Below are 19,069 nucleotides of genomic sequence, written 5' to 3'. Positions count from 1 at the left end.
GGCGGACGCAGTCGAATGATGGCGCATGAGTCAATGGGAACCGAAGGCGAGGAACCCCGCAGATTCGTGATCGCGGCGGGGACGGGCAGCTACTCGCAGCCGGGCATCGACGACCTTCCGGGTGTCGAGGGCGATGTCGAAATCATGGCGAGTCTGTTCGATTCCCTCGGCTACGAACGCGTGCTCCGGGACCGGAGCAGGAATCCGACCGCACGGGAATTGATCTCCGGTCTGGAGGAGTGGCTGGGTTCGCCGGACCGCCGGCCGGACGACATCATCGTGCTCTACTACGCCGGCCACGGCGTGCGCGCCAGCGGGGGACGCCACTATCTGCTGTGCACGGACAGCGCCGAGAACCGCCTGGTGTCGACCGCCATCAGAACGGACGACCTGGCCCTCATGTTCGCCGACGAGGCGGTGAGCGCCCGGGTACTGATCGTGCTCGACACCTGCTACGCCGGGTCGGGAACGACCGATATCGCCATGGTCGCCAACCAGTTGGCCGCCGGGCGCACCACGGTGGCCGGGAACCTGTGGCTCCTGGCGGGCGCCCGGGCCCGGGACGAGGCGGGCGAAGGCGTCCTGACCGGTGCGCTCACCGGCACCCTCGCCGCGCCCAGGGCCGGCGCCCACCAGCAGTACATCGATCTGTCGGAGATAACCGAGCGCGTCAACGAGCACTTCCGCGAGCACCATCCGTACCAGCACGCGAGTTGCACCTCGGTGGACACGGCCGGAGTGCCGCCGTTCTTCCCCAACCGCAACTTCGTTCCCGGCCTGTTCGGCGGGGAGTTGGACGTCGAGACGCTCACCAGGATGCGGCGGGAGCGATCCGCCCACTTCGACCCGCGCGCCCGCGGCGTGGAGTACGTCGGGGAGGTCGGCTCGTACTTCACCGGGCGGGTCGCCGCCCTCGCGGCGCTGTCCCGCTGGCTCTCCCAGCCCTCCCACGACCGTCGCGCGCGGGTGGTCACCGGCGGTCCGGGTTCCGGTAAGTCCGCCCTGCTCGGCCGGCTCCTGTACCTCGCGGACACGCCGGACGCCGACCCCCGGACGCCCCCCGAGACGGTGCCCCCCACCGGTTGCATCACCACCCACCTCCATCTGCGCCGCCGCACCCTGGACGACGTGGTCGCCGAACTGGGCCGGGCCGTGGGCTGCGTGGCCGCCACGCCGGACGACCTGCTGGGCTTCCTGAGGGACCGATCCGCCCAATTCACGGTACTGCTCGACGCGTTGGACGAGGCCGGCATCGTCGGCGACCAGGCCGAGGCGACGCTGATCGCCCGGGCGTTGCTGCGGCCGATGTCGACGATGGCGCAGGTGCGGCTCATCGTCGGCACCCGGGGCGACCCGATCGACGCGCTGGGCACCGCCGTCGAGCTCATCGACCTGGACCGGCCGGCCTACGCGGGTCACAAGGACGTGGCCGACTACGTGGCGGCCCTGCTGCTCGCCGAGGACGACCCCGACAGCCTCTCCCCCTACCGCGGCCATGCCTCGCTGGCCGCCGCGGTGGCGGACGGGGTCGCGGTCAGGGCCGGGCAGTCCTTCCTCGTCGCCAACATGACGGCACGCTCGCTGATCAACCGTCAGGTCAAGGTGGACCCCACCGAGGACGGCTGGCACCGCCGGCTGCCCAACGAGGTCAAGGACGTCTTCGCCGCCTATCTGTCCCGCTTCGGAGTCAACGAATGGCGGGTGCGCAGGCTGCTCACCCCGCTCGCCTACGCCGAGGGCCAGGGGCTTCCCTGGGACAACCTGTGGGCGCCGCTCGCGTCGGTCCTGGCCGGGGTGCGCTGCTCCGACGAGGACATCAACTGGCTCCTCGGGAACGCCGGGGCGTACATCGTCGAGGTGCGGGTGGGCGACCGGTCGGTGTTCCGGCTCTACCACGAGACGCTCGCGGAGTTCCTGCGCGACTCCCGCCGCGACAAGGAGGCCCACCGCCGGATCACCACCACCCTCCTCGAGCAGGTGCCCACCTCGGCCGGGCGCCGTTCCTGGGGGGATGCCCACCTCTACATACGCAGCCACCTCGCCAGTCACGCCGCGATCGCCGGGAGCCTGGACGAACTGCTCGCCGACGCCGAGTTCCTGGTGCACGCCGACCCGGGCGTCCTGGCCCCCGCACTGCGCTGGGCCGGCAGCGAGCAGGCGCGCATGGTGCGCTCGATCTACCGGTCCTCCCTCACGCTGCACCGCCAGTCCGACCCCCTGACCCGCCGGCAGATCCTGGCCTTCGACGCGGCCAGCCACCAAGTACGGGGCCTGGCAAAGGAGTTGAGCGCCGACCTGCCCTGGCGGGTGCGGTGGGCCACCGGCTCCCAGGTCAATCCCGCGCTCCAGATGTCCTTCGTCGACCACTCCCATGGAGTCAAGAGCGCCGACTGCTTCGAGCTCGACCAGCAGCCCTTCGCCGTCACCGCGGACACCGACGGCATGCTGCGCCTGTGGGACCTGAGCAACGGCAACCTGCACGGGATGCTGCGCGGCCACATGGCCGAAGTGAACTCCGTGAGCCACCTGAGGTTCCAGGGCGAACCCCTCGGCATCAGCGCGAGCAGCGACGGCACGGCCCGCGTCTGGAACTTACGGGACGAGAGCGAACGCGCGGTGTTCAGCGGGCATGTGGGCCGGGTGGGGGTGGCGGTCGGGCTCGTCGACGCGGACCGCCTGGTGCTCGTGAGCGGCGGCGACGACCGCACCATCCGGCTCTGGGACTTCGCGACCGGTCGGGAGGAGCAGCGCCTGATCGGCCACACCGGGGCTGTGCGGGCACTGGCCTGCGGAGAGGTCGACGGTACGCCGCTCATCGCCAGCGGGGGGAGCGACGGCAGAGTACGCCTGTGGGAGCCGTCCCCCACCGTGCCGGAGGGGCCCGGGGGCGAGGGCCGGCACTGGCGGGAACGGGCCGTCCTGAAGGGGCATTCCGGTGAGGTGAACACGGTGGCCTTCGCCGAGCTGGCCGGATCGCCCGTCCTGATCAGCGGGGGAGACGACCGCACCGTCCGCATCTGGGACGTCCGGGAGCATGAGCAAAGGTGCCTGTTCTCCGGCGACATGGGCTGGGTGCGGGCGGTGGCGTGCATGACACTCGACGGCCGGAGCGTCGTGGTGTGCGGCACCGACAGCGGCCACGCGCACATCTGGGACCTGGAGCGTGAGGTCGAACTGAGTGTGCTGATCGGCCATACGCACTGGGTGCGGGCCGTGGCGGGCGTGGAGATCGAGGGGCGCACCGCGGTCGTCACGGGTGCCAGCGACGGCACCATGTGTGTGTGGGATCCCAGTGTCGAGGCGAGGGCCAGGGACGTGGTGGGCCACGCGGGCGGGGTGAACGCGGTCGGTGCCATGACCGTGGACGGCTGTCCGCTCGCCGTGAGCGGCGGTGACGACCGCAGCGTGCGCGCCTGGGACATCGATTCCGGTCGCCAACGCGGAGTCATCAAGGGGCACACCGGCTTCGTCCGCGCGGTGGCCTGTACCGAGTTGGGCGGGACACCCGTGGTCATCAGTGGCGCCAGCGACGGCACGGTCCGCGTGTGGGACCTCAAGAGCCAGCGTCGGCGTGCGGTGCTGACCGGGCACACCGACTGGGTCAGCTCGGTGGCCTGCACGCAGATCAGGGGCAGGCCCGTGGCGGTCAGCGGCAGCGACGACTGCACCCTGCGGGTCTGGGACCTCCAGAGCCACGGCGAGCGCGCCATCCTGTCCGGGCACACCGGCGGCATCAACACGGTGGCGTGCACCTCCCTGGACGGCCGCCCGGTCGCCCTGACCGGGGCGTTCGACGGCTCGATCCGGCTGTGGGACCTGGAGACCGGGCGGGTCTCCGCGGTTTTCACCGGCCACACGGGCTGGGTACGGGCCCTGGACTGCGCCACGCTCGACGGGCGCCCGGTGGTGGTCAGCGTCGACGACGACGGGGGTGTGTTCGTGTGGGACCTGAAGGACCGCAGGAGGTGCCTGCGCCTCAGTGACGCGGGGGCCGGCACCAACGCCATCGCCTGTATGCGGCTGCGCGACCGCACGGTCGTGGTGACGGCCGGGGACGACCGGATCGTACGGTTCTGGGACCTGCACACCCGCGAGCGCCAGGCGGGCTTCGTCCTGCCCGCGCCGGGCTGGTCCCTGGCCGCCGCACCCGACAACCGGCTGGTGGTGGGCACCGGGCGGGAGGTCTGCGTGTTCGACCACTACGGCGAACCGTCGCCCGGCGCGATCGGCTAGAGCAGCCCCTCCAGCTCCTGGAGCTGCCCCGCGAGCCAGCGCACCGGATCGCCCCCGGCCACGGCCGCCCGCAACCGTGAGGCCCGTCTCTCGCGCTCGGCGAAGGGCAGGGTGAGGGCGTTGTGCAACGCCCTCGCGGTCGCCTCCACGTCACGCGCATCGTGCAGCGACTCGGCGTGCGCGCCCAGGAGATCGCTGCTGCCCGCGCCCCGGGAGAGCACCAGCGCTCCGTGGCGTGTGTTGAGCAGCGGTCCCTCCTGGGACACGAGGTTCATGCCGTCGCGTACCGGATTCACCAGCAGCACGTCATAGGACTTGAGAGCCGCGAGACACCGGGACACATCGTGTCCGAGCCGTATGTCGAGACACCCGGGAAAACGCTGGTTCAGCCGCGCCGTCAGATGCCGGATGCGCTCCGTGTGGGCGCGATACTCCGGGATGCGTTCCCGGGACGGGGTCAGACAGGCGGTCATGGTGACCCGGCCCCGCAGCGCGGGCGAGCGCTCCAGAACGATGCCGTACGCCTCCAGGCCCCGCGGCACGTTCTTGGACGGGTCGATCCGGTCCACTTTGACGATGTGCTGGATGGCCGGATCCAGAGCGAACTCCCGCTCCCAGGCCCCGACCGCGGGGTCCCGGGCGTTCGCCGTGAGCAGCGCCGAGTCCGCGGGCACGGGGTGACAACTGACGGTGGTGGTACGGGTGGTGCGCGCACTCCCGGTGGGCCGCGCGGGACACGTACTCTCCACGACGCCGATGGGATCGCTGCCCGGGGCGCCCCGGTGGACCCGGTGGCCCCAACTCTCGCAGCAGTCGAGGAAGTTGGCGGCCCAGCGAGGCGACTGGAAGCCGACCAGATCGGCGGCGAGGATGCCGTCCAGGAAGGCGCCGGTGATGGACGGGGGGAGCTTGCCCAGTTCCTCGGGGGTGCTGAACGGTGTGTGCAGGAAGAGCCCTATGGGTTGGCGTGGCCGCAGGACCCGGATGAACCAGGGGGCGGTGGCCAGTTGGTAGTCCTGCACCAGGACCGGTGTGCCGGGCCCCGTCTGCCGCACGATGCTCTCCGCGACGGTCCGGTTCACCTGCTGGTAGGAGCGGGTGAAGGCGGTCGGATCCGGCGGTGGGGCGCCCGTGTCGGCGATGTCCGGCCACAGGCCGTGCAGCGCCAGCCAGAGCATGCGCACACCCACGTCGTCGTAGTACTCGCGGTAGTGGCGCTCACCGACGGGGGCGGGGGTGTAGTCGTAGCCCAGGTGCCGGGTGAGCCGCGCGTGGTCCGCGGCGTCGAGGCCGTTCCGTTCGGCCTCCGCGTCGGAGGGGGCGACCCACAGCGTGCGCCGGGGTATGCCCCGGGCGGCCGTGTCCAGGAGGGCGGTGACGCTGCCGGGGCGGCGCTCCATCCGTAGCCGCGGCCCCGCGCCGGACAGGGTCACGGGGCCGCGGTCGGAGGCGATCGCGAGGGTGTCCGTCACGGCGGAGGACCGATGGCGAGGTCGACCGCCTCCGCGCTGACCGTCCGTGGCGCGGTCAGCGCGTGGCCCCGTAACGCGTTGGCCAGGGCGTGCACCAGGCCGAGGTGGACCGTCTCGACCACCCCGTAGTCCCAACTGGGCACATGCAGCGCCACATCGACGCGGTGCAGGGCGCGCCCGCCGTCCGAGCCGAGCAGTCCGATGGTGGCGGCGCCCAGTTCCCGCGCTGTCTCCAGGCCCGCCAGGACGTTCGGCGAGTTGCCGCTGACGCTGACGGCGACGACGACGTCCTCCGGGTCGAGCAGGGTGTCCAGCTGGCGGGAGAAACCCTGGGTGTCGCCGTTGTCGTTCATCCAGGCGGTGAGCGTCGCCGTGTTGTCGCTGAGCGCCATCGCGCGCAACCGCTCGTGTCTGGTGCGCCCGATGCCCTTGGCCAGGTCGCAGGCCATGTGGCTGGCGGTTGCGGCACTTCCGCCGTTGCCCATGACGTAGACCCGCGCCCTGCGGCGCCGGGCCGTGTTGAGGAGCGTCACGGCCTGACTCACCGCACCCGGGTCGACCGCCCCGAATCCGGTGCTGGCGTCCCGCAGGAAGAGTTCGTAGGTGTGCGTCACGGAACGACCGTGACGGCTGGGTGGGTGGTGGCCGGATGGTGCTTGAGTGGTGCGTGCTTGACCGCGTCGGAGAACTGTCGGGTCATCCGACACGTTCGGCGGTCCCTGTTCGGAAACGGCGGTCACGGCTTGCGCTTTGGCGTCGGATTACCCAAGACATCGGCGGTGAGCTCCTAGCGCGCGACGACACTGACGTGCGAACTTGCCTTGCGTGCCATGGATGTTAGCCCAGCGGTCACACATCCGCAGGGGTGTTGGCGGCTTTAGTGGAGTACGGCGGGCTCCTGTTCGGCGGCCTGACGGGTGAGCGCGAAGGCCCCGCGCACGGCCACCTGACGATCCGTCACGGCGAACAGGGGGATCTCCTGCATGAGCTCGGCGTGCTCCGCGCCGGACGCGATGAAGCGCTCCAGGAACGCCGTGTCCGAGATGAGGAGGTCGCAAACGCCCGGGGCCTGCAACACCCCGCTCGTGAGCCACACGGAGCCACCCTCGCTCATGCACATCAGCACGTTGCTGCGCAGGAACTGCCCCAGGATGGCGCCGAAGAGACGCATGATCTCGCGGCAGCAGGCGTCACCGCCGACGGCCGCCGCGGTGATCACCGGGCCGATGCCGCGGTGCTCGCGCCGGAAGCGGTCGACATGCTCCTGGATGTAGGGACCGGGCTTCTTCCGTGTCGTCATGAAGTCATACATGTGGTCGATGCCGCGCAGCCCGCCGATGGACAGCTCGACCGAGATCGGAATGCCCGGGCGGAGCCGCTGCAGGGAGCGCAGGTACTCCTCCTCCAGGACGGTCACCGGCTGCCAGGCGACATGGCCGGATTCGGCGGGGTGGGCCTGTCCCTCGCGGTCCACCGAGGCACTGCCGACGCCGGTTCCGACCGACACGGCGAGCAGGGCGGGACCGGGGTGGGGCGGGACGTCGGGGGTCAGTGCCACCCAGTCGGACTCGTCGAGGTCGGCGACTCCGGCCGTCGTGGCGACCATGTCGTTGATGGTGACGAGTGACATGTCCAGGTCCGTGGCGAAGGCTCGCCGCCGGAAAGTGGGCCACTGCGGGTGGTTGGTGATCCTGACGTCTCCGTCGCGCCCGGGCCGGCCGGCCACACCCGCGACCAGGGACCGCGGCAGACAGCCCGCCATGTCGAAGCAGCCGTAGAAGAGGTGCTCCAGGGAGTCGTAGTCGGCCGAGCGCGCCTGAACGTGCCTGATCTCTCCGGTGACCGGATCCAGGAAGCGCATGTGCGTCTTGGTGCCACCGGCGTCGATACCGGCGATCTCGGTACGGGGAAGACCGATGATCCGCTCTCGGGAAATATGCGGCATTGCATTCCTCATTTGTAGGTGGCCGGAGGTATCGGGCCACGCGAGTCGGGCAGTTGGCGGCAAACTACTGGGCGCCGCAGCCGCCCGGTGCCGAAGTGCCCGTGGCCGTAACGGTGTTCCCACTCGTGCCGACGGACGTAGAGGATCGTCAGGACGCCTGCATCAGGGAAGCAGGTTCGGGCCGTGGTCGTGGGGAGCTTCTCCATATCCAGAGTAGGGTCCGAAGCGTCTCCCGCAGAATCCCTCTAATTGGCGAACTTTCCTACGGGCACCGGCTTTACGCGCCACCCTGTCCGGCATCGGGGGGACGTCGGTCCATGAGATTCCGGAGGGCCACGAGCGATGCGTTTCGCCTTCGAAAGTTCTGGGTGACTCCTCGGTGCCCTGCCTCCACGGCCGGACAGCGCTCGCCACGCCGGCCCGGGCCACCCACCTACTGCGCCTCGGCGTTCTGGTGACCGACACCCACTGGCGCACTCACCGAGGCACTGCCACGGCTGCCCTGAGAACCCACTCCGGTCACGATCGGGGCGATGGCGTCAACTGACCAGGAAAACAGGGGGAGTTGGGGCGCCGGGGGATGGGGCACTGAGAGATGGCGCGCGCTGCCACTCGGTGAGTCGCCCGGCCGGCGTCGTCGGCCATGACAGGGGCCCACGACGGCGGCCCATGACAAAGGCAAGGAGAGTGATCTCCTTGCCCTTTTCAACTTATAGCGCGTGGGGGGGCTTGCCGCAAGGCCCCCATGACGGCGCAGAATCGTCCGCCGTGGCCACAACCGGGTGCGGTGGTGGCCGTCGGCGTGGGGTGCGCAGGCACGAGATGCGACGCGCCGGAGGGAAGACAATCGGGGATGAGGACGTGCGCGACAACAGGTTCGACAGAGTGGAAGGCGCCGGTGTGTCCATCGGCCACCGCACGGCGACGGAGCACGGCTGCCTCGGAGGTACCGCAGTGACTGAGCAGTATGTGAGAGACCTGGACGAGGTCGACGAGACACGCATCTCGATGGTCGGTGGCAAGGGGGCACATCTGGGCGCGCTCTCCCGCATCGACGGCATCCGCGTGCCCGGCGGCTTCTGTGTGACGACGGACGCCTTCCGGCAGGTCATGGCCGAGGAACCGGCGGTCGGCGACCGGCTGGAGCGGTTGTCCCAGGTGGACCCGGAGGACCGCGAGGCGATCCGCGCGCTGAGCGCGGAGATCCGTCAAGCCGTCGAAGGGATCGCGATCCCGGACGACATCGCGAAGGCGATCACCTGTGCGCTGGTGGAACTCGGCGAACGGACCCCCTGTGCCGTACGGTCCAGCGCCACGGCGGAGGACCTGCCGACGGCGTCCTTCGCCGGCCAGCAGGACACGTATCTGAACGTGGTGGGGCCGGCGGCGGTCCTCCAGCACATCAGCCGGTGCTGGGCCTCGACGTTCACCGAGCGGGCCGTGACCTACCGGCTGCGCAACGGCATCGACCATCGCACGGTCCACATGGCCGTCGTCGTGCAGGAGATGGTGTTCCCGCAGGCGTCCGGCATCCTGTTCACGGCCGACCCCGTCACGGGCAACCGGAAGGTCGCCACCGTGGACGCCGGATTCGGCCTCGGCGAGGCGCTGGTGTCCGGTCTGGTGAACCCGGACGTCTTCACGGTCCGGGACGGCGAAGTGGTGTCCAGGACGATCTCCGCCAAAGAGCGGGCCATCGAGGCGCTGCCGGCCGGCGGAACACGGGAAGTGGAGATCGCGTCGCAGCGGCAGGAGGAGCCGGCTCTGACGGATGCGCAGGCCCTGCGGCTCGTCGAGATCGGGCGGCGCATCGAGGCGCACTTCGGCCGCCCTCAGGACATCGAGTGGTGTCTGGTCGACGACGACTTCCGGATCGTCCAGAGCCGCCCGATCACGACTCTGTTTCCCGTCCCCGAGACGGACGACGGCGAGAACCACGTCTATCTCTCCGTCGGGCATCAGCAGATGATGACCGACCCCATGAAGCCCCTGGGGCTCTCCGTATGGCAGTTGACGGCCATGGCACCGATGCGGGAGGCCGGCGGAAGGCTGTTCGTCGACGCCACCCGGCGCCTCGCCTCGCCCGCGAGCCGCGCGAGCCTCCTGGACATCGTGGGGCGAGGGGACCCGCTGACGAGGGACGCGCTGGAGACCGTCCTCGACCGCGGCGACTTCATCCCCTCGATCCCGGACGCGAGCCCCGGCCACCCGGCTGCCGTCCTTCCGACCGCCTCCATCGAGACCGATCCCACCATCGTCACCGAGGCGATCGAACGCACCCGGGCCTCCCTCGCCGCGCTGGAGCGAGACATCCGGACGAAGACCGGGCCGGAGCTCTTCGACTACCTCCTGGAGGCCTTCCAGGAGCACAAGCGCGTGCTCGGTGACCCCCTGAGCCTTCAGGTGATCATGGCGGGGATGGAAGCCACCTGGTGGCTCAATGACAACCTGCTGGAGTGGCTGGGCGAGAAGAACGCCGCCGACACACTGACCCTGTCCGCCCCCGACAACATCACGTCGGAGATGGGACTCGCGCTGCTCGACGTCGCCGATGTGATCCGCCCGCACCCCGAGGTGGCGGAGTTCCTCCAGGGAGTCGACGACGAGGACTTCCTGGACGAGCTGGCCGAACGCGCGGGCGGAGCCGAGGCGCGCGACGCCATCGAGGCCTACCTCGACCGGTACGGCATGCGCTGCGCCGGCGAGATCGACATCACCAGGCCCCGGTGGCGCGAGCGCCCCAGCACGCTCGTGCCGGCCATCCTCGACAACGTCAGGAACTTCGAGCCGGGGGCGGCCGAGCGGCGCTTCGAGCAGGGGCGCCAGAAGGCGTGGGAGAAGGAACAGGACGTGCTGTCCCGTCTGCGGGCCCTGCCGGACGGGGACCAGAAGGCCGACGAGACCAAGCGGATGATCGACCGGGTCAGAACCTTCATCGGATACCGGGAGTACCCCAAGTACGGCATCATCAGCCGCTACTTCGTCTACAAGCGGGCCCTGATGGCGGAGGCGGAGCGCCTCGTGGAGGCCGGGGTGATGGCGGCGCCCGAGGACGTCTTCTACCTCACGTTCCAGGAACTCCACGACGCCGTGCGCTCGAACGAGGTGGACGAAGGGCTCATCCAGCAGCGCAAGGACGCCTACCGTTCGTACCTCGCGCTCACCCCTCCCCGCGTACTCACCTCGGACGGCGAGGTCCTTGACGGCGCGTACCGGCGCGACAACGTGCCGGCCGGCGCGCTGGTCGGTCTGCCGGTGTCCGCCGGGACCGTGGAGGGCAGGGCCCGCGTCATCCTCGACATGGCGGACGCCGATCTCGCAGCGGGCGACATCCTGGTCACCACCTTCACGGACCCCAGCTGGTCACCGCTGTTCGTGGGCATCGCGGGTCTGGTGACGGAGGTGGGTGGCCTGATGACCCATGGCGCGGTGATCGCCCGGGAGTACGGGCTGCCGGCCGTCGTGGGCGTGGCCCAGGCCACCCGGCTGATCCGGGACGGGCAGCGGATCCGGGTGCACGGATCGGACGGGTACGTCGAGATCCTGCCCTGACCGGGCACGGGGTCCGGCCGGCCCCCTGACAGCGGTGTCACCGTCAAGGCCGTGAGGTGCCGCTACGGCCTCCCCGGGGGTGACACCGCGGCCGGTCGTGTGGTGTTCAGGCCGCCTCAGGGAGCCGGCCCACCAGGTCGGACGGGTCCGTGTTGGAGCCGCAGAGGATCACCGCCACCTTCTCCCCGGGGCGCGGCCGATAGCCACGGCCGACGGGCCCGCCGTCGGGCGACGGCGGGCCGCTCTCCTGGTCATCGGGGGCCAGCAGTGGCGCGAGGGCGGTCGCGGCGGCGTGTTCGACGGCGATGCGCCGCTGGTCCCACAGGGCTTGCCGGGCGGTGACGATCTCGGAGTCGGCGACGAGCACGGAGCGGACCAGATCGTGCTGGGCCGCGTCGAGCGCCCCCTGCCAGGTACGGCGGGCGCCCAGCGAGTCCGCGGCCACGGAGGCCACCTCGACGTCGACGGGGTGGCCCGCTTCGATTCCCGCGTTCCAGGCCCGGCAGTTCTCCGGCTCGACGCCGACGGTGCGGATGCCGTGGTGCTGGGCGGCGATCGCGACGCCGGCGAACAGGCCGCCGCCCCCCACCGACACGAGGACGGTGTCCAGATCGGGGACACGGGCGAGCACCTCGTCGAGGAGGGTTCCCGCTCCGGCGCCGATGAGCGGATGCGCGTACGCGTGACTGGCCAGCGCGCCGGTGGCGGCGGCGAACTCCTCGCAGGCCGCGAGCGCCGCGGCGTACTCGCGGCCCGTCAGACGGACCTCCGCCCCGTACCCGCGCAGCCGCTCCACCTTCACCCTCGGCGCGTTTTCGGGCAGGAACACCGTTGCCCTGACGCCGTGTTGCTGTGCCGCCCACGCGCAGGCCAGTCCGGCGTTGCCGCCGGAGGCGATGGTGAGGCCGGCGTCGGGCAGGGTGCCCGCCTCGCGGTGGGCCAGCAGGAAGTTCTGCGCGCCGCGTGCCTTGAAGCTCCCGGTGTGCTGCATGTACTCGTGCACCAGCCAGACCCGACAGTCCTGGCGCTCGTTCGCGGCCAGCGGTCCGCGGGGCGCGGCGGGAACCACACCGCGCTCCATCTCGGACACGACGGCGGGCCGGATGCGGCCGGCGACGCGGCCCGCGGCCGCTCGGACGTCACCGTAGGTGAGCTGGTGCACGCGCACTTCCTAACGAAGGGGGTTCAGGAGGTCGCAGGGTAGAACGTCGCGGGCGTGCGGGGCGAGCGGCGGCCGTGAGGGGAGCGGGGCGCGGTGGGTCGCGGGTCACCCACCGCGCCGCAAGGGGGTGCGCCGACACCCCCGGATGCCGGCTGCCGCCCGCAGGGCTGCTACCGCCCCCGGATCTCGGCAGACGCCCGCAGCGGGCTGCTATCGCCCCCGGATATCGCCCCCGGATCTCTACGGCCGTCCTCAGCGGTCGACCGGGGCGACCGTGAGGCGGGCGGTGTCACGGCCCTTGCCCTTGACCGTCACCACCAGCGGGCCCACCTCGGAGGTGCGCCGCACATGAGTGCCCCCGCACGGAATGGGCGGGTGGCCCTCGATCCGCCACTCCCAGCGGCCGGCGCCCTCGTCGACGACGTACCGTTCGATGGGCAGGTCGGCGGCGACCAGGGTGTCCAGACGCGCGGTGAGGGCCTCGGCGGACGGACGCTCATCCTTGCTCCAGGCGACATCGAGACGCGCCTTCTCCGGACGGATCTCCCCACCCCGGTCCTGCTGTTCGGGACCGTACTCCTGGGTGAGGGCGAGCCACAGCAGATGCTGGGCGCTGTGCAGCCGCATCAGCGCGTACCGGCGCTCCCAGTCGACGTAACCGGCGACCCGGTCACCCGCGCGCAGCGGGTCCCCGGTCCACGCCATCCGGTGCAGCACGCTGAGCCGGTCCTGGGCGACCACGGTGTCCACGACCTGGTGGCCGCCCAGGACGCCCTGGTCCCCCTGCTGCCCGCCGCCGCGGGCGTAGAACGCCGTGGCGTCCAGTTCGACGATGTCGTCCTCGGCCCGTACCACCGTCGCCTCGAAGCTGCGGAGGTAGGCGTCCTTGCGGTGGAGTTCTTCGGTGCGCACTGTGTCTTCCCTCTGGTCCTCGGTGTCGAGACGTACGGCGGTGCCGGACCGCACCCGTGCGGGTCTAGGACCAGAGCACGAGCTTGTTCTCCGGGGTGACACCGCAGAAGAACGAGATGGACAGGCGGCGCCCGGCGGTGTTGGGCGTGATGGCGTGGAAGTTGCGCGAGTCGAACCACACCGAGTCGCCCACCTCCGGCTTGACCATGACGCGGGGCTCATCGGCCGCGACGCGCTCGGACCAGCCGTAGCCGATGCGCTCGCGCTCGTCGCTCGGCTTCCAGCGGCGCCGGTAGACGACGAGGTCGCCGCCGTCCTCGGGCACGCTGATGTAGCAGTTGAAGCCGAACTGGGCCACCAGCTCCTGGTCCACCACACCGGGGAACTCGCGCATCAGCTCGTCGAAGTGCATGCGGGCGCCGCCCGTCAACTCGCGCACCATGCCGACGAACAGCTCCCGGCCGCCCACGGTCGCGGGCTCCACCGGGCCCTGCCAGATGAGGCGCAGCTCCGAAATCAGCATGTCCAGGGGGTCGTTGTCGCCGACGATCCGCTTCCAGGTGCGGCGCGACTGCTCGGCGTGCTCCCAGTACTCGGCGCGGATGGTGTCATCGAGGTAGTAGTCGAAGACGGCGGGGCCGAGCTTGGTGACCGGAGGGAAGATCCGCCGCTCGTCGTAGGTGTCGAACTCGCAGTCATCGAGCGCCCGCACCAGCTCGGCGCATCTGTCGGCGGGCAGGTGGGACGGTATGCGCACGGCGGCCAGGGTGCCCGCGGCCAGCCGCACGAGGTCGGAGCGGTAGGGGACGGTGCTCGATAACACGTCGAAGAGCGGGTCGATCTGCTGGATGACATCCGTGTTCTCGGCGACGAGAGAAGCGTCATGAAGGGTGCTGGACATCGGTGCTCCTGGCTGGTGAAGCGGGGATTCCGCTGAGCGTGGGTAAGGGGGACCGGGCGTGCGACTTCCGTTACTGCGACCGGAGTTCACGGCTCCCGGAGGGGTGCGGCACGGTCGGCGCGGGGGTCAGGACACGACGACGAGGAATGCCGCGATGGATACGAGGACGAGACCGGTGACGGCGTTCAGGGCCCGTCGCGCTGCCGACTTCCTGAAGACGGCCTGGAACGCGCCGACCGCCAGCGACACCGCGCTGAACCACGCCAGCACGGCGAGCACCGTGATCGCCCCGAGGACCGCCTTGTCCGCCCAGGTCGAGCGGTCGGTCAGGAACTGGGGGAGCAGTGCGATGAGGAAGACCACGGACTTGGGGTTCAGGACGTTGGTGATCAGCCCCTGCCGGAACGCGACCCAGGGCACGGTCGTGCGCTGTGCCTCCGGCTCGCTCTCCGGGGCGGCGCCGTCGTCCCGTTGGCGGGCGGCGAGCAGCGCGCGGACCCCGATGTAGCAGAGGTAGGCGGCGCCCGCCAGGGTGATGGCGCGGAAGACGGCCGGTGAGGCGGCCAGGGCCGCGCCGACACCGCACACGGCGGCGATCGTGTTGACCGCCATCCCCGCGGCGACACCGGCCGCGGCGCCGAGTCCCACGAGCCGCCCCTGGAGGGCCGCGAAACGGCTGACCAGGGCGAAGTCGGGGCCGGGCGACATCGCGCCCAGGAGGGCCACGACCGAGTACGACGCCACCACTCCCGCGCTGATCATCATGCCCGCACCCCGCGCGCCATCGCGAGCGAGTGGGGCAGGGTCCCGCGGCAGTCGGTCAGCAGTAAGTTGGCCAGCGCGATTCCGGCCGGGCCGAGGTCCGCGGCGTAGCGCTCGATGATCCGGCGCTCCCTGGCGAGTTCGGTACGCGGTCCTCCGCGGTGCAACCGGCTTGCCTGTACCGCGTGGGAGTAGGCCCGGCGTTCCGCGACCAGGCGGGTGATCTCCGCGTCGATGGCGTCGATTTTGCTGCGCAGGCTGGTGATGTCGTTGGGGGCCACGGCGGGCAAGGACATGTCTGTCTCCGGCACGGATTGGAGGGTGGGGGGTCGACGGGGCGCTCGGCCCCTCCGGTCAGGGCATGCTGAGGCGTTCGGCGTGGGGCGCCGGGTCCGGGACGGCGGAGCCGCGACCGTGGTCGAGCTTGCGCCAGGCCACGGCGAAGGTGAGCACACAGAGCAGGGCGACGTAGACGGGGAAGGCGGCCTTGGGGCCGTGTCCGTCCATCCAGACGCTCACATAGGGCGCGGTGCCACCGAAGGCAGCCACGGTCGCGGCGTAGGGGAGCCCGACCCCGATGCCGCGTGCCCCCAGGGGGAACAGCTCCACCATGACGAGCGCGGCCGTGGCTCCGTACCCGCTGAACAGCAGCAGGCCGATGACCTCGGCGGTGAGCAGGCCCGTGAACGAGCCCTGGGCCAGGGAGTAGAGGGGGACGCACAGCAGCGCGAGACCGCCGGAGAACGCGAGGATCAGACGGCGCGGCCCGACGCGGTCCGCGAGCATCCCGACGAACGGCAGGGCCGCCAGGAGGAGCGCCTGGGCGATGGTGGCCGCCAACAGGGCCTGTCCCGGGCCGAGTTGACCGCCCGCGACCGCGTGTCCGGGCAGTGCCACGATCCAGGTGTAATAGGCGACCGTGGCACCGGCGGTGATGCCGCACAACACCATCGCGGCCGGAGCGTTCCGACGGAGGGGGGCGAGGATCCCCTCGCCCGCGGTGTCCCGGCGGACCGACGGAGGCAGTGTCTCTTCCATCTGACGCCGCATCAGTCCGAGGAGGACGGCCGCCACGCCACCGACGAGGAACGGCAGGCGCCAACCCCACGCCGTCATCGCGTCGTGATCCAGGACCAGGGCGAGCAGGGCGCCGAGCCCTGTCGCCAGGAGGGTGCCGACCAGGTTGCCCGTGTACAGGAAGCTGGAATACAGGCCCTTGCGGCGGTCGGGGGCGGACTCCACCAGGTACGCCGCCGAAGCGGCGAACTCCCCACCCGCGGACAGGCCTTGGACCAGCCGCGCGAACACGAGCAGCAGCGGCGACAGTACGCCGATGGCGTCGTGCGCCGGGGTGAGCCCGATCAGAAGGCTTCCCGCCGCCATGAGCGCGATCGACCACAGCATCGCGGTCCTGCGGCCGCGCCGGTCACTGATCACTCCCATGACCAGGCCGCCCACCGGCCGGGCGACGAAGCCCACCGCGAAGACCGCCAGGGAGGAGAGCAGTGCGGTGGTGGCGCTTCCCGCGACGAAGAACCGCGTCGCGAAGAAGGGCGCCATCAGCGCGTAGACGTTCCAGTCGTACCACTCGAGGGCGTTGCCCACGGTCGCGGCAACCAAGTTCCTGCGCCCCGGAGTTGGGGCGGCTGGTGTCCTGCGTCCTTCGTCCACGGTCTCCCCCCGGCAACCTTCCGTGCTGCGTCAGTCACTGTGGCAGTACTGAATGGAACCGTCAAGGCTGTATCTGCCCTTGCATTGTTCCGCCATAATGGCGCCAATTATGAGTAAGAATGGCATCGCAGATGCGACAGACAAGCGTATCGCCTCGGCCCTTCAACTCCATGGCCGCGCGCCGTGGGACCAGATCGCCCAGGTCCTGGGGTTGTCCGAACGCACCACCGCGCGCAGGGGCCAGCGGTTGCTCGACGAGGGGATGATCCGTGTCATCGGCGTTCTCGACACCCAGCTCATCGGCCGTCCCGCGCCGGTGCTCCTGGGGCTGCGGGTGGAGACCGGGAGCGCCCGCGCGATCGCCGCCTCGCTCTCCGACTTGGCCGAAACCCGCACCGTCATGGCGCTGTGCGGCTCCTTCGACCACTTCGTCGAGGTCATCCCCGAGAGCCAGAGCTCGCTGCGCACCTTCCTCTTCGACCGGCTCCCACCCCAGGTGCGCAGCTCGTCCGCGTACCCGGTGCTGCGCTTCTACACCGGCACCCACGAGTGGAACGGCGGCGCGCTCACCGAGGACGAGGAGCGGGCGCTGCGGCAGGAGCCCCGCTCGGCGTTCGGCGGCCGGTCCGGCGTCATCGACCTGCATGCGGAGGAACACCGCATCACCGAACTCCTCGCGCGGGACGGGCGGATGTCCACCACCCGGCTCGCGGGTGAACTCGGCGTCAGCCAGGCCACGGCCTCCCGCCGGCTCACCGCCGTACTCGAACAGGGAGTGGTGCGCATCCGGGCCGACGTGGCGCCCTCCCTCTTCGGTCTGACCACCGAGGCGCTCCTGTGGCTGCGCGTCTCCTACCGGCACCTGGACGACGTCGGGCAGACCCTGTCGGAGCGGCCGGAGGTGATGACCCTGGTCTCGGTCAGCGGGTCGTACCAGATCTGCGCGCATGTGGCGGTGAGGGACACCCACCACCTCCAGGCGTTCCTCACCGATGTGGTGGGCGCCCTGGACGCCGTCTCGGAGATCGACGTCTCCATCCTGCTGGAGACGTTCAAGCGCGGGGGCTTCGCCCTTGCCGCGCCCTCTCCGGCGCGCCACGCCCCAACCCCAACGCGCCCTCGGGCGGAAGGAGAACGGACATGAGTACCACCACCGAGGCGGTCACCACCACCTCACACGTCGTTCAGTACTGCTCCGACCTCATACGCATGGACACCACCGTCGGTCGCCGTCCCGAACGGGAGGCGGCCGAGTACGTGGCCGCCCGCCTCGCCGACGTGGGCCTCGAACCGCTCCTCCTGGAGGGCAGTCCCGGGCGTACCAATGTCGTGGCACGCGTCGCGGGCCGCGAACAGGACCTGCCGCCCCTGCTGATCCACTGTCACCTCGACGTCGTGCCCGCCGACCCCACCGGGTGGTCGGTGCACCCCTTCTCGGGGGAGGTCGCCGACGGATACGTGTGGGGCCGGGGCGCCGTCGACATGAAGGACATGGTCGCCATGACGCTGGACGTGGTGACCGGCATGCACGCCGCGGGCCGCGCCCCGCGGCGCGATCTGGTCCTCGCCTTCGTCGCCGACGAGGAGGACGGCGGAGGTCATGGGGCCGGCTGGCTGATCGAGAACCATCCGGAGCTCTTCGCCGACTGCGAGGTGGCCATCGGAGAGGTCGGCGGGTTCAGCGTCCCCACCCCCAGGGGCTTTCTCTACCTCCTGGAGACGGCCCAGAAAGGGGCGTTCACCCTGGAGCTCACCGCACGCGGCCTGGCCGGGCACGGCTCCATGCTCAACGACCGCAACGCCGTTCAGGCCCTGGCCCGTACGGTCACCGCCATTGCCGACCATCCCTTCCCCTTGCGCCTTACCGACACCACCCGTGACTTCCTCGACCAGTTGGGGGAGGCCTTCGACCTCGACGACGCCTCCGGCGACCCGGACGAGGCGCTGGCGGCGGTCGGCGCCGTGGGCCGCATCGTCGGGGCGACGCTGCGCCACACGGCGACCCCCGTCGTGCTGCGGGCCGGTGGCGCGCCCAATGTGGTCCCGTCCGACGCGCATGCCCAGATCGACTGCCGCAGCGTGCCCGGCTTCGAGGACGAGTTCCTCGCCGCGCTGCGTCGCCTGATCCCGCCCGAGGTCAACTGGAACGTCATCCCGCGAGGCCAGGGACATGAGAACGGCCCCGACGCCGCGCTCACCGAGACCATCGCCGCCTCGCTTCTCGCCGAGGACCCCACCGCCCGGCTCGTGCCGTTCTGCATGTCCTCCGCCACCGACGCCCGGCACTTCTCCCGCCTCGGCATCCGCTGCTTCGGCTTCGTGCCGCTGCGCCTGCCCCACGACAGCGACTTCGTGTCGATGTTCCACGGCGTCGACGAACGGGTGGCCATCGACTCCCTCACCTTCGGAACCCGGGTCCTGGACCGCTTCCTCTCCGCGTACTGAGGTACCGGCCACGG

The 19,069-nt window shown here is 70.8% G+C and carries 13 protein-coding genes; 4 read left to right on the top strand and 9 right to left on the bottom strand.

Features of this window, described 5'->3' with window-relative positions; translation table 11 throughout:
* The first annotated feature begins 33 nt into the window (after nucleotides 1-33).
* The gene (locus N4G70_RS30710; protein ID WP_261716036.1) at nucleotides 34-4,233 is read left to right on the top strand and encodes a caspase family protein; all 4,200 of its coding nucleotides are present in this window, start codon (nucleotides 34-36) and stop codon (nucleotides 4,231-4,233) included.
* On the opposite strand, the gene N4G70_RS30705 is transcribed toward N4G70_RS30710, so the two are convergent.
* The 3 genes from N4G70_RS30705 to N4G70_RS30695 all read right to left on the bottom strand — a co-directional run bounded on the left by N4G70_RS30705 (nucleotide 4,230) and on the right by N4G70_RS30695 (nucleotide 7,650).
* Nucleotides 4,230-5,705, bottom strand: a complete 1,476-nt coding sequence (locus tag N4G70_RS30705; RefSeq protein ID WP_261716035.1) for a trehalose-6-phosphate synthase — start codon at nucleotides 5,703-5,705, stop codon at nucleotides 4,230-4,232. The genes N4G70_RS30710 and N4G70_RS30705 overlap by 4 nt on opposite strands.
* A complete protein-coding gene (locus N4G70_RS30700; RefSeq protein ID WP_261716034.1) occupies nucleotides 5,702-6,319 on the bottom strand; it encodes an SIS domain-containing protein in 618 nt (205 codons plus the stop codon). The genes N4G70_RS30705 and N4G70_RS30700 overlap by 4 nt, the downstream gene beginning before the upstream one ends.
* Before the next feature lie 263 nt (nucleotides 6,320-6,582).
* Nucleotides 6,583-7,650: a glucokinase gene (locus N4G70_RS30695; RefSeq protein WP_261716033.1), complete on the bottom strand. Its 1,068-nt coding sequence runs from the start codon at nucleotides 7,648-7,650 to the stop codon at nucleotides 6,583-6,585.
* 954 nt (nucleotides 7,651-8,604) lie between these two features.
* Between N4G70_RS30695 and rph the strand changes: the two genes are divergently transcribed.
* Nucleotides 8,605-11,202 carry a rifamycin-inactivating phosphotransferase gene (gene rph / locus N4G70_RS30690; protein ID WP_261716032.1) on the top strand — a complete coding sequence of 866 codons (2,598 nt, stop codon included), beginning with the start codon at nucleotides 8,605-8,607 and terminating at the stop codon, nucleotides 11,200-11,202.
* Nucleotides 11,203-11,308: 106 nt separating this feature from the next.
* Here the strand turns inward: rph and N4G70_RS30685 are convergent, their stop codons facing one another.
* The 6 genes from N4G70_RS30685 to N4G70_RS30660 all read right to left on the bottom strand — a co-directional run bounded on the left by N4G70_RS30685 (nucleotide 11,309) and on the right by N4G70_RS30660 (nucleotide 16,610).
* A complete protein-coding gene (locus tag N4G70_RS30685; protein WP_261716031.1) occupies nucleotides 11,309-12,364 on the bottom strand; it encodes a threonine/serine dehydratase in 1,056 nt (351 codons plus the stop codon).
* A 252-nt stretch (nucleotides 12,365-12,616) separates the two neighbouring features.
* Nucleotides 12,617-13,276, bottom strand: coding sequence for an alanyl-tRNA editing protein (locus N4G70_RS30680; RefSeq protein ID WP_261716030.1), 660 nt, complete (start codon nucleotides 13,274-13,276; stop codon nucleotides 12,617-12,619).
* A gap of 64 nt (nucleotides 13,277-13,340) precedes the next feature.
* Entirely contained in the window at nucleotides 13,341-14,177 is an 837-nt protein-coding gene (locus N4G70_RS30675; RefSeq protein WP_261716029.1) for a 2OG-Fe(II) oxygenase, read from the bottom strand.
* A gap of 126 nt (nucleotides 14,178-14,303) precedes the next feature.
* Nucleotides 14,304-14,942, bottom strand: a complete 639-nt coding sequence (locus N4G70_RS30670) for a LysE family translocator (protein ID WP_261716028.1) — start codon at nucleotides 14,940-14,942, stop codon at nucleotides 14,304-14,306.
* Nucleotides 14,939-15,250, bottom strand: a complete 312-nt coding sequence (locus N4G70_RS30665) for a chorismate mutase (RefSeq protein ID WP_261716027.1) — start codon at nucleotides 15,248-15,250, stop codon at nucleotides 14,939-14,941. Before N4G70_RS30665 ends, N4G70_RS30670 begins: the two co-directional genes overlap by 4 nt.
* Nucleotides 15,251-15,293: 43 nt before the next feature.
* Nucleotides 15,294-16,610, bottom strand: coding sequence for an MFS transporter (locus tag N4G70_RS30660; protein WP_399037437.1), 1,317 nt, complete (start codon nucleotides 16,608-16,610; stop codon nucleotides 15,294-15,296).
* A 109-nt stretch (nucleotides 16,611-16,719) separates the two neighbouring features.
* On the opposite strand from N4G70_RS30660, the gene N4G70_RS30655 reads away from it, so the two are divergent.
* Nucleotides 16,720-17,754, top strand: coding sequence for an Lrp/AsnC family transcriptional regulator (locus N4G70_RS30655; protein ID WP_261716025.1), 1,035 nt, complete (start codon nucleotides 16,720-16,722; stop codon nucleotides 17,752-17,754).
* Nucleotides 17,751-19,055: a M20/M25/M40 family metallo-hydrolase gene (locus N4G70_RS30650; protein ID WP_261716024.1), complete on the top strand. Its 1,305-nt coding sequence runs from the start codon at nucleotides 17,751-17,753 to the stop codon at nucleotides 19,053-19,055. The genes N4G70_RS30655 and N4G70_RS30650 overlap by 4 nt, the downstream gene beginning before the upstream one ends.
* Nucleotides 19,056-19,069: the final 14 nt, after the last annotated feature.

The sequence above is a fragment of the Streptomyces sp. ASQP_92 genome (genome assembly GCF_025399895.1).
Classification (GTDB): Bacteria; Actinomycetota; Actinomycetes; order Streptomycetales; family Streptomycetaceae; genus Streptomyces.
Note: the sequence above shows the minus strand (reverse complement) of the source record. Positions and strands in the feature narration are given on the sequence as shown.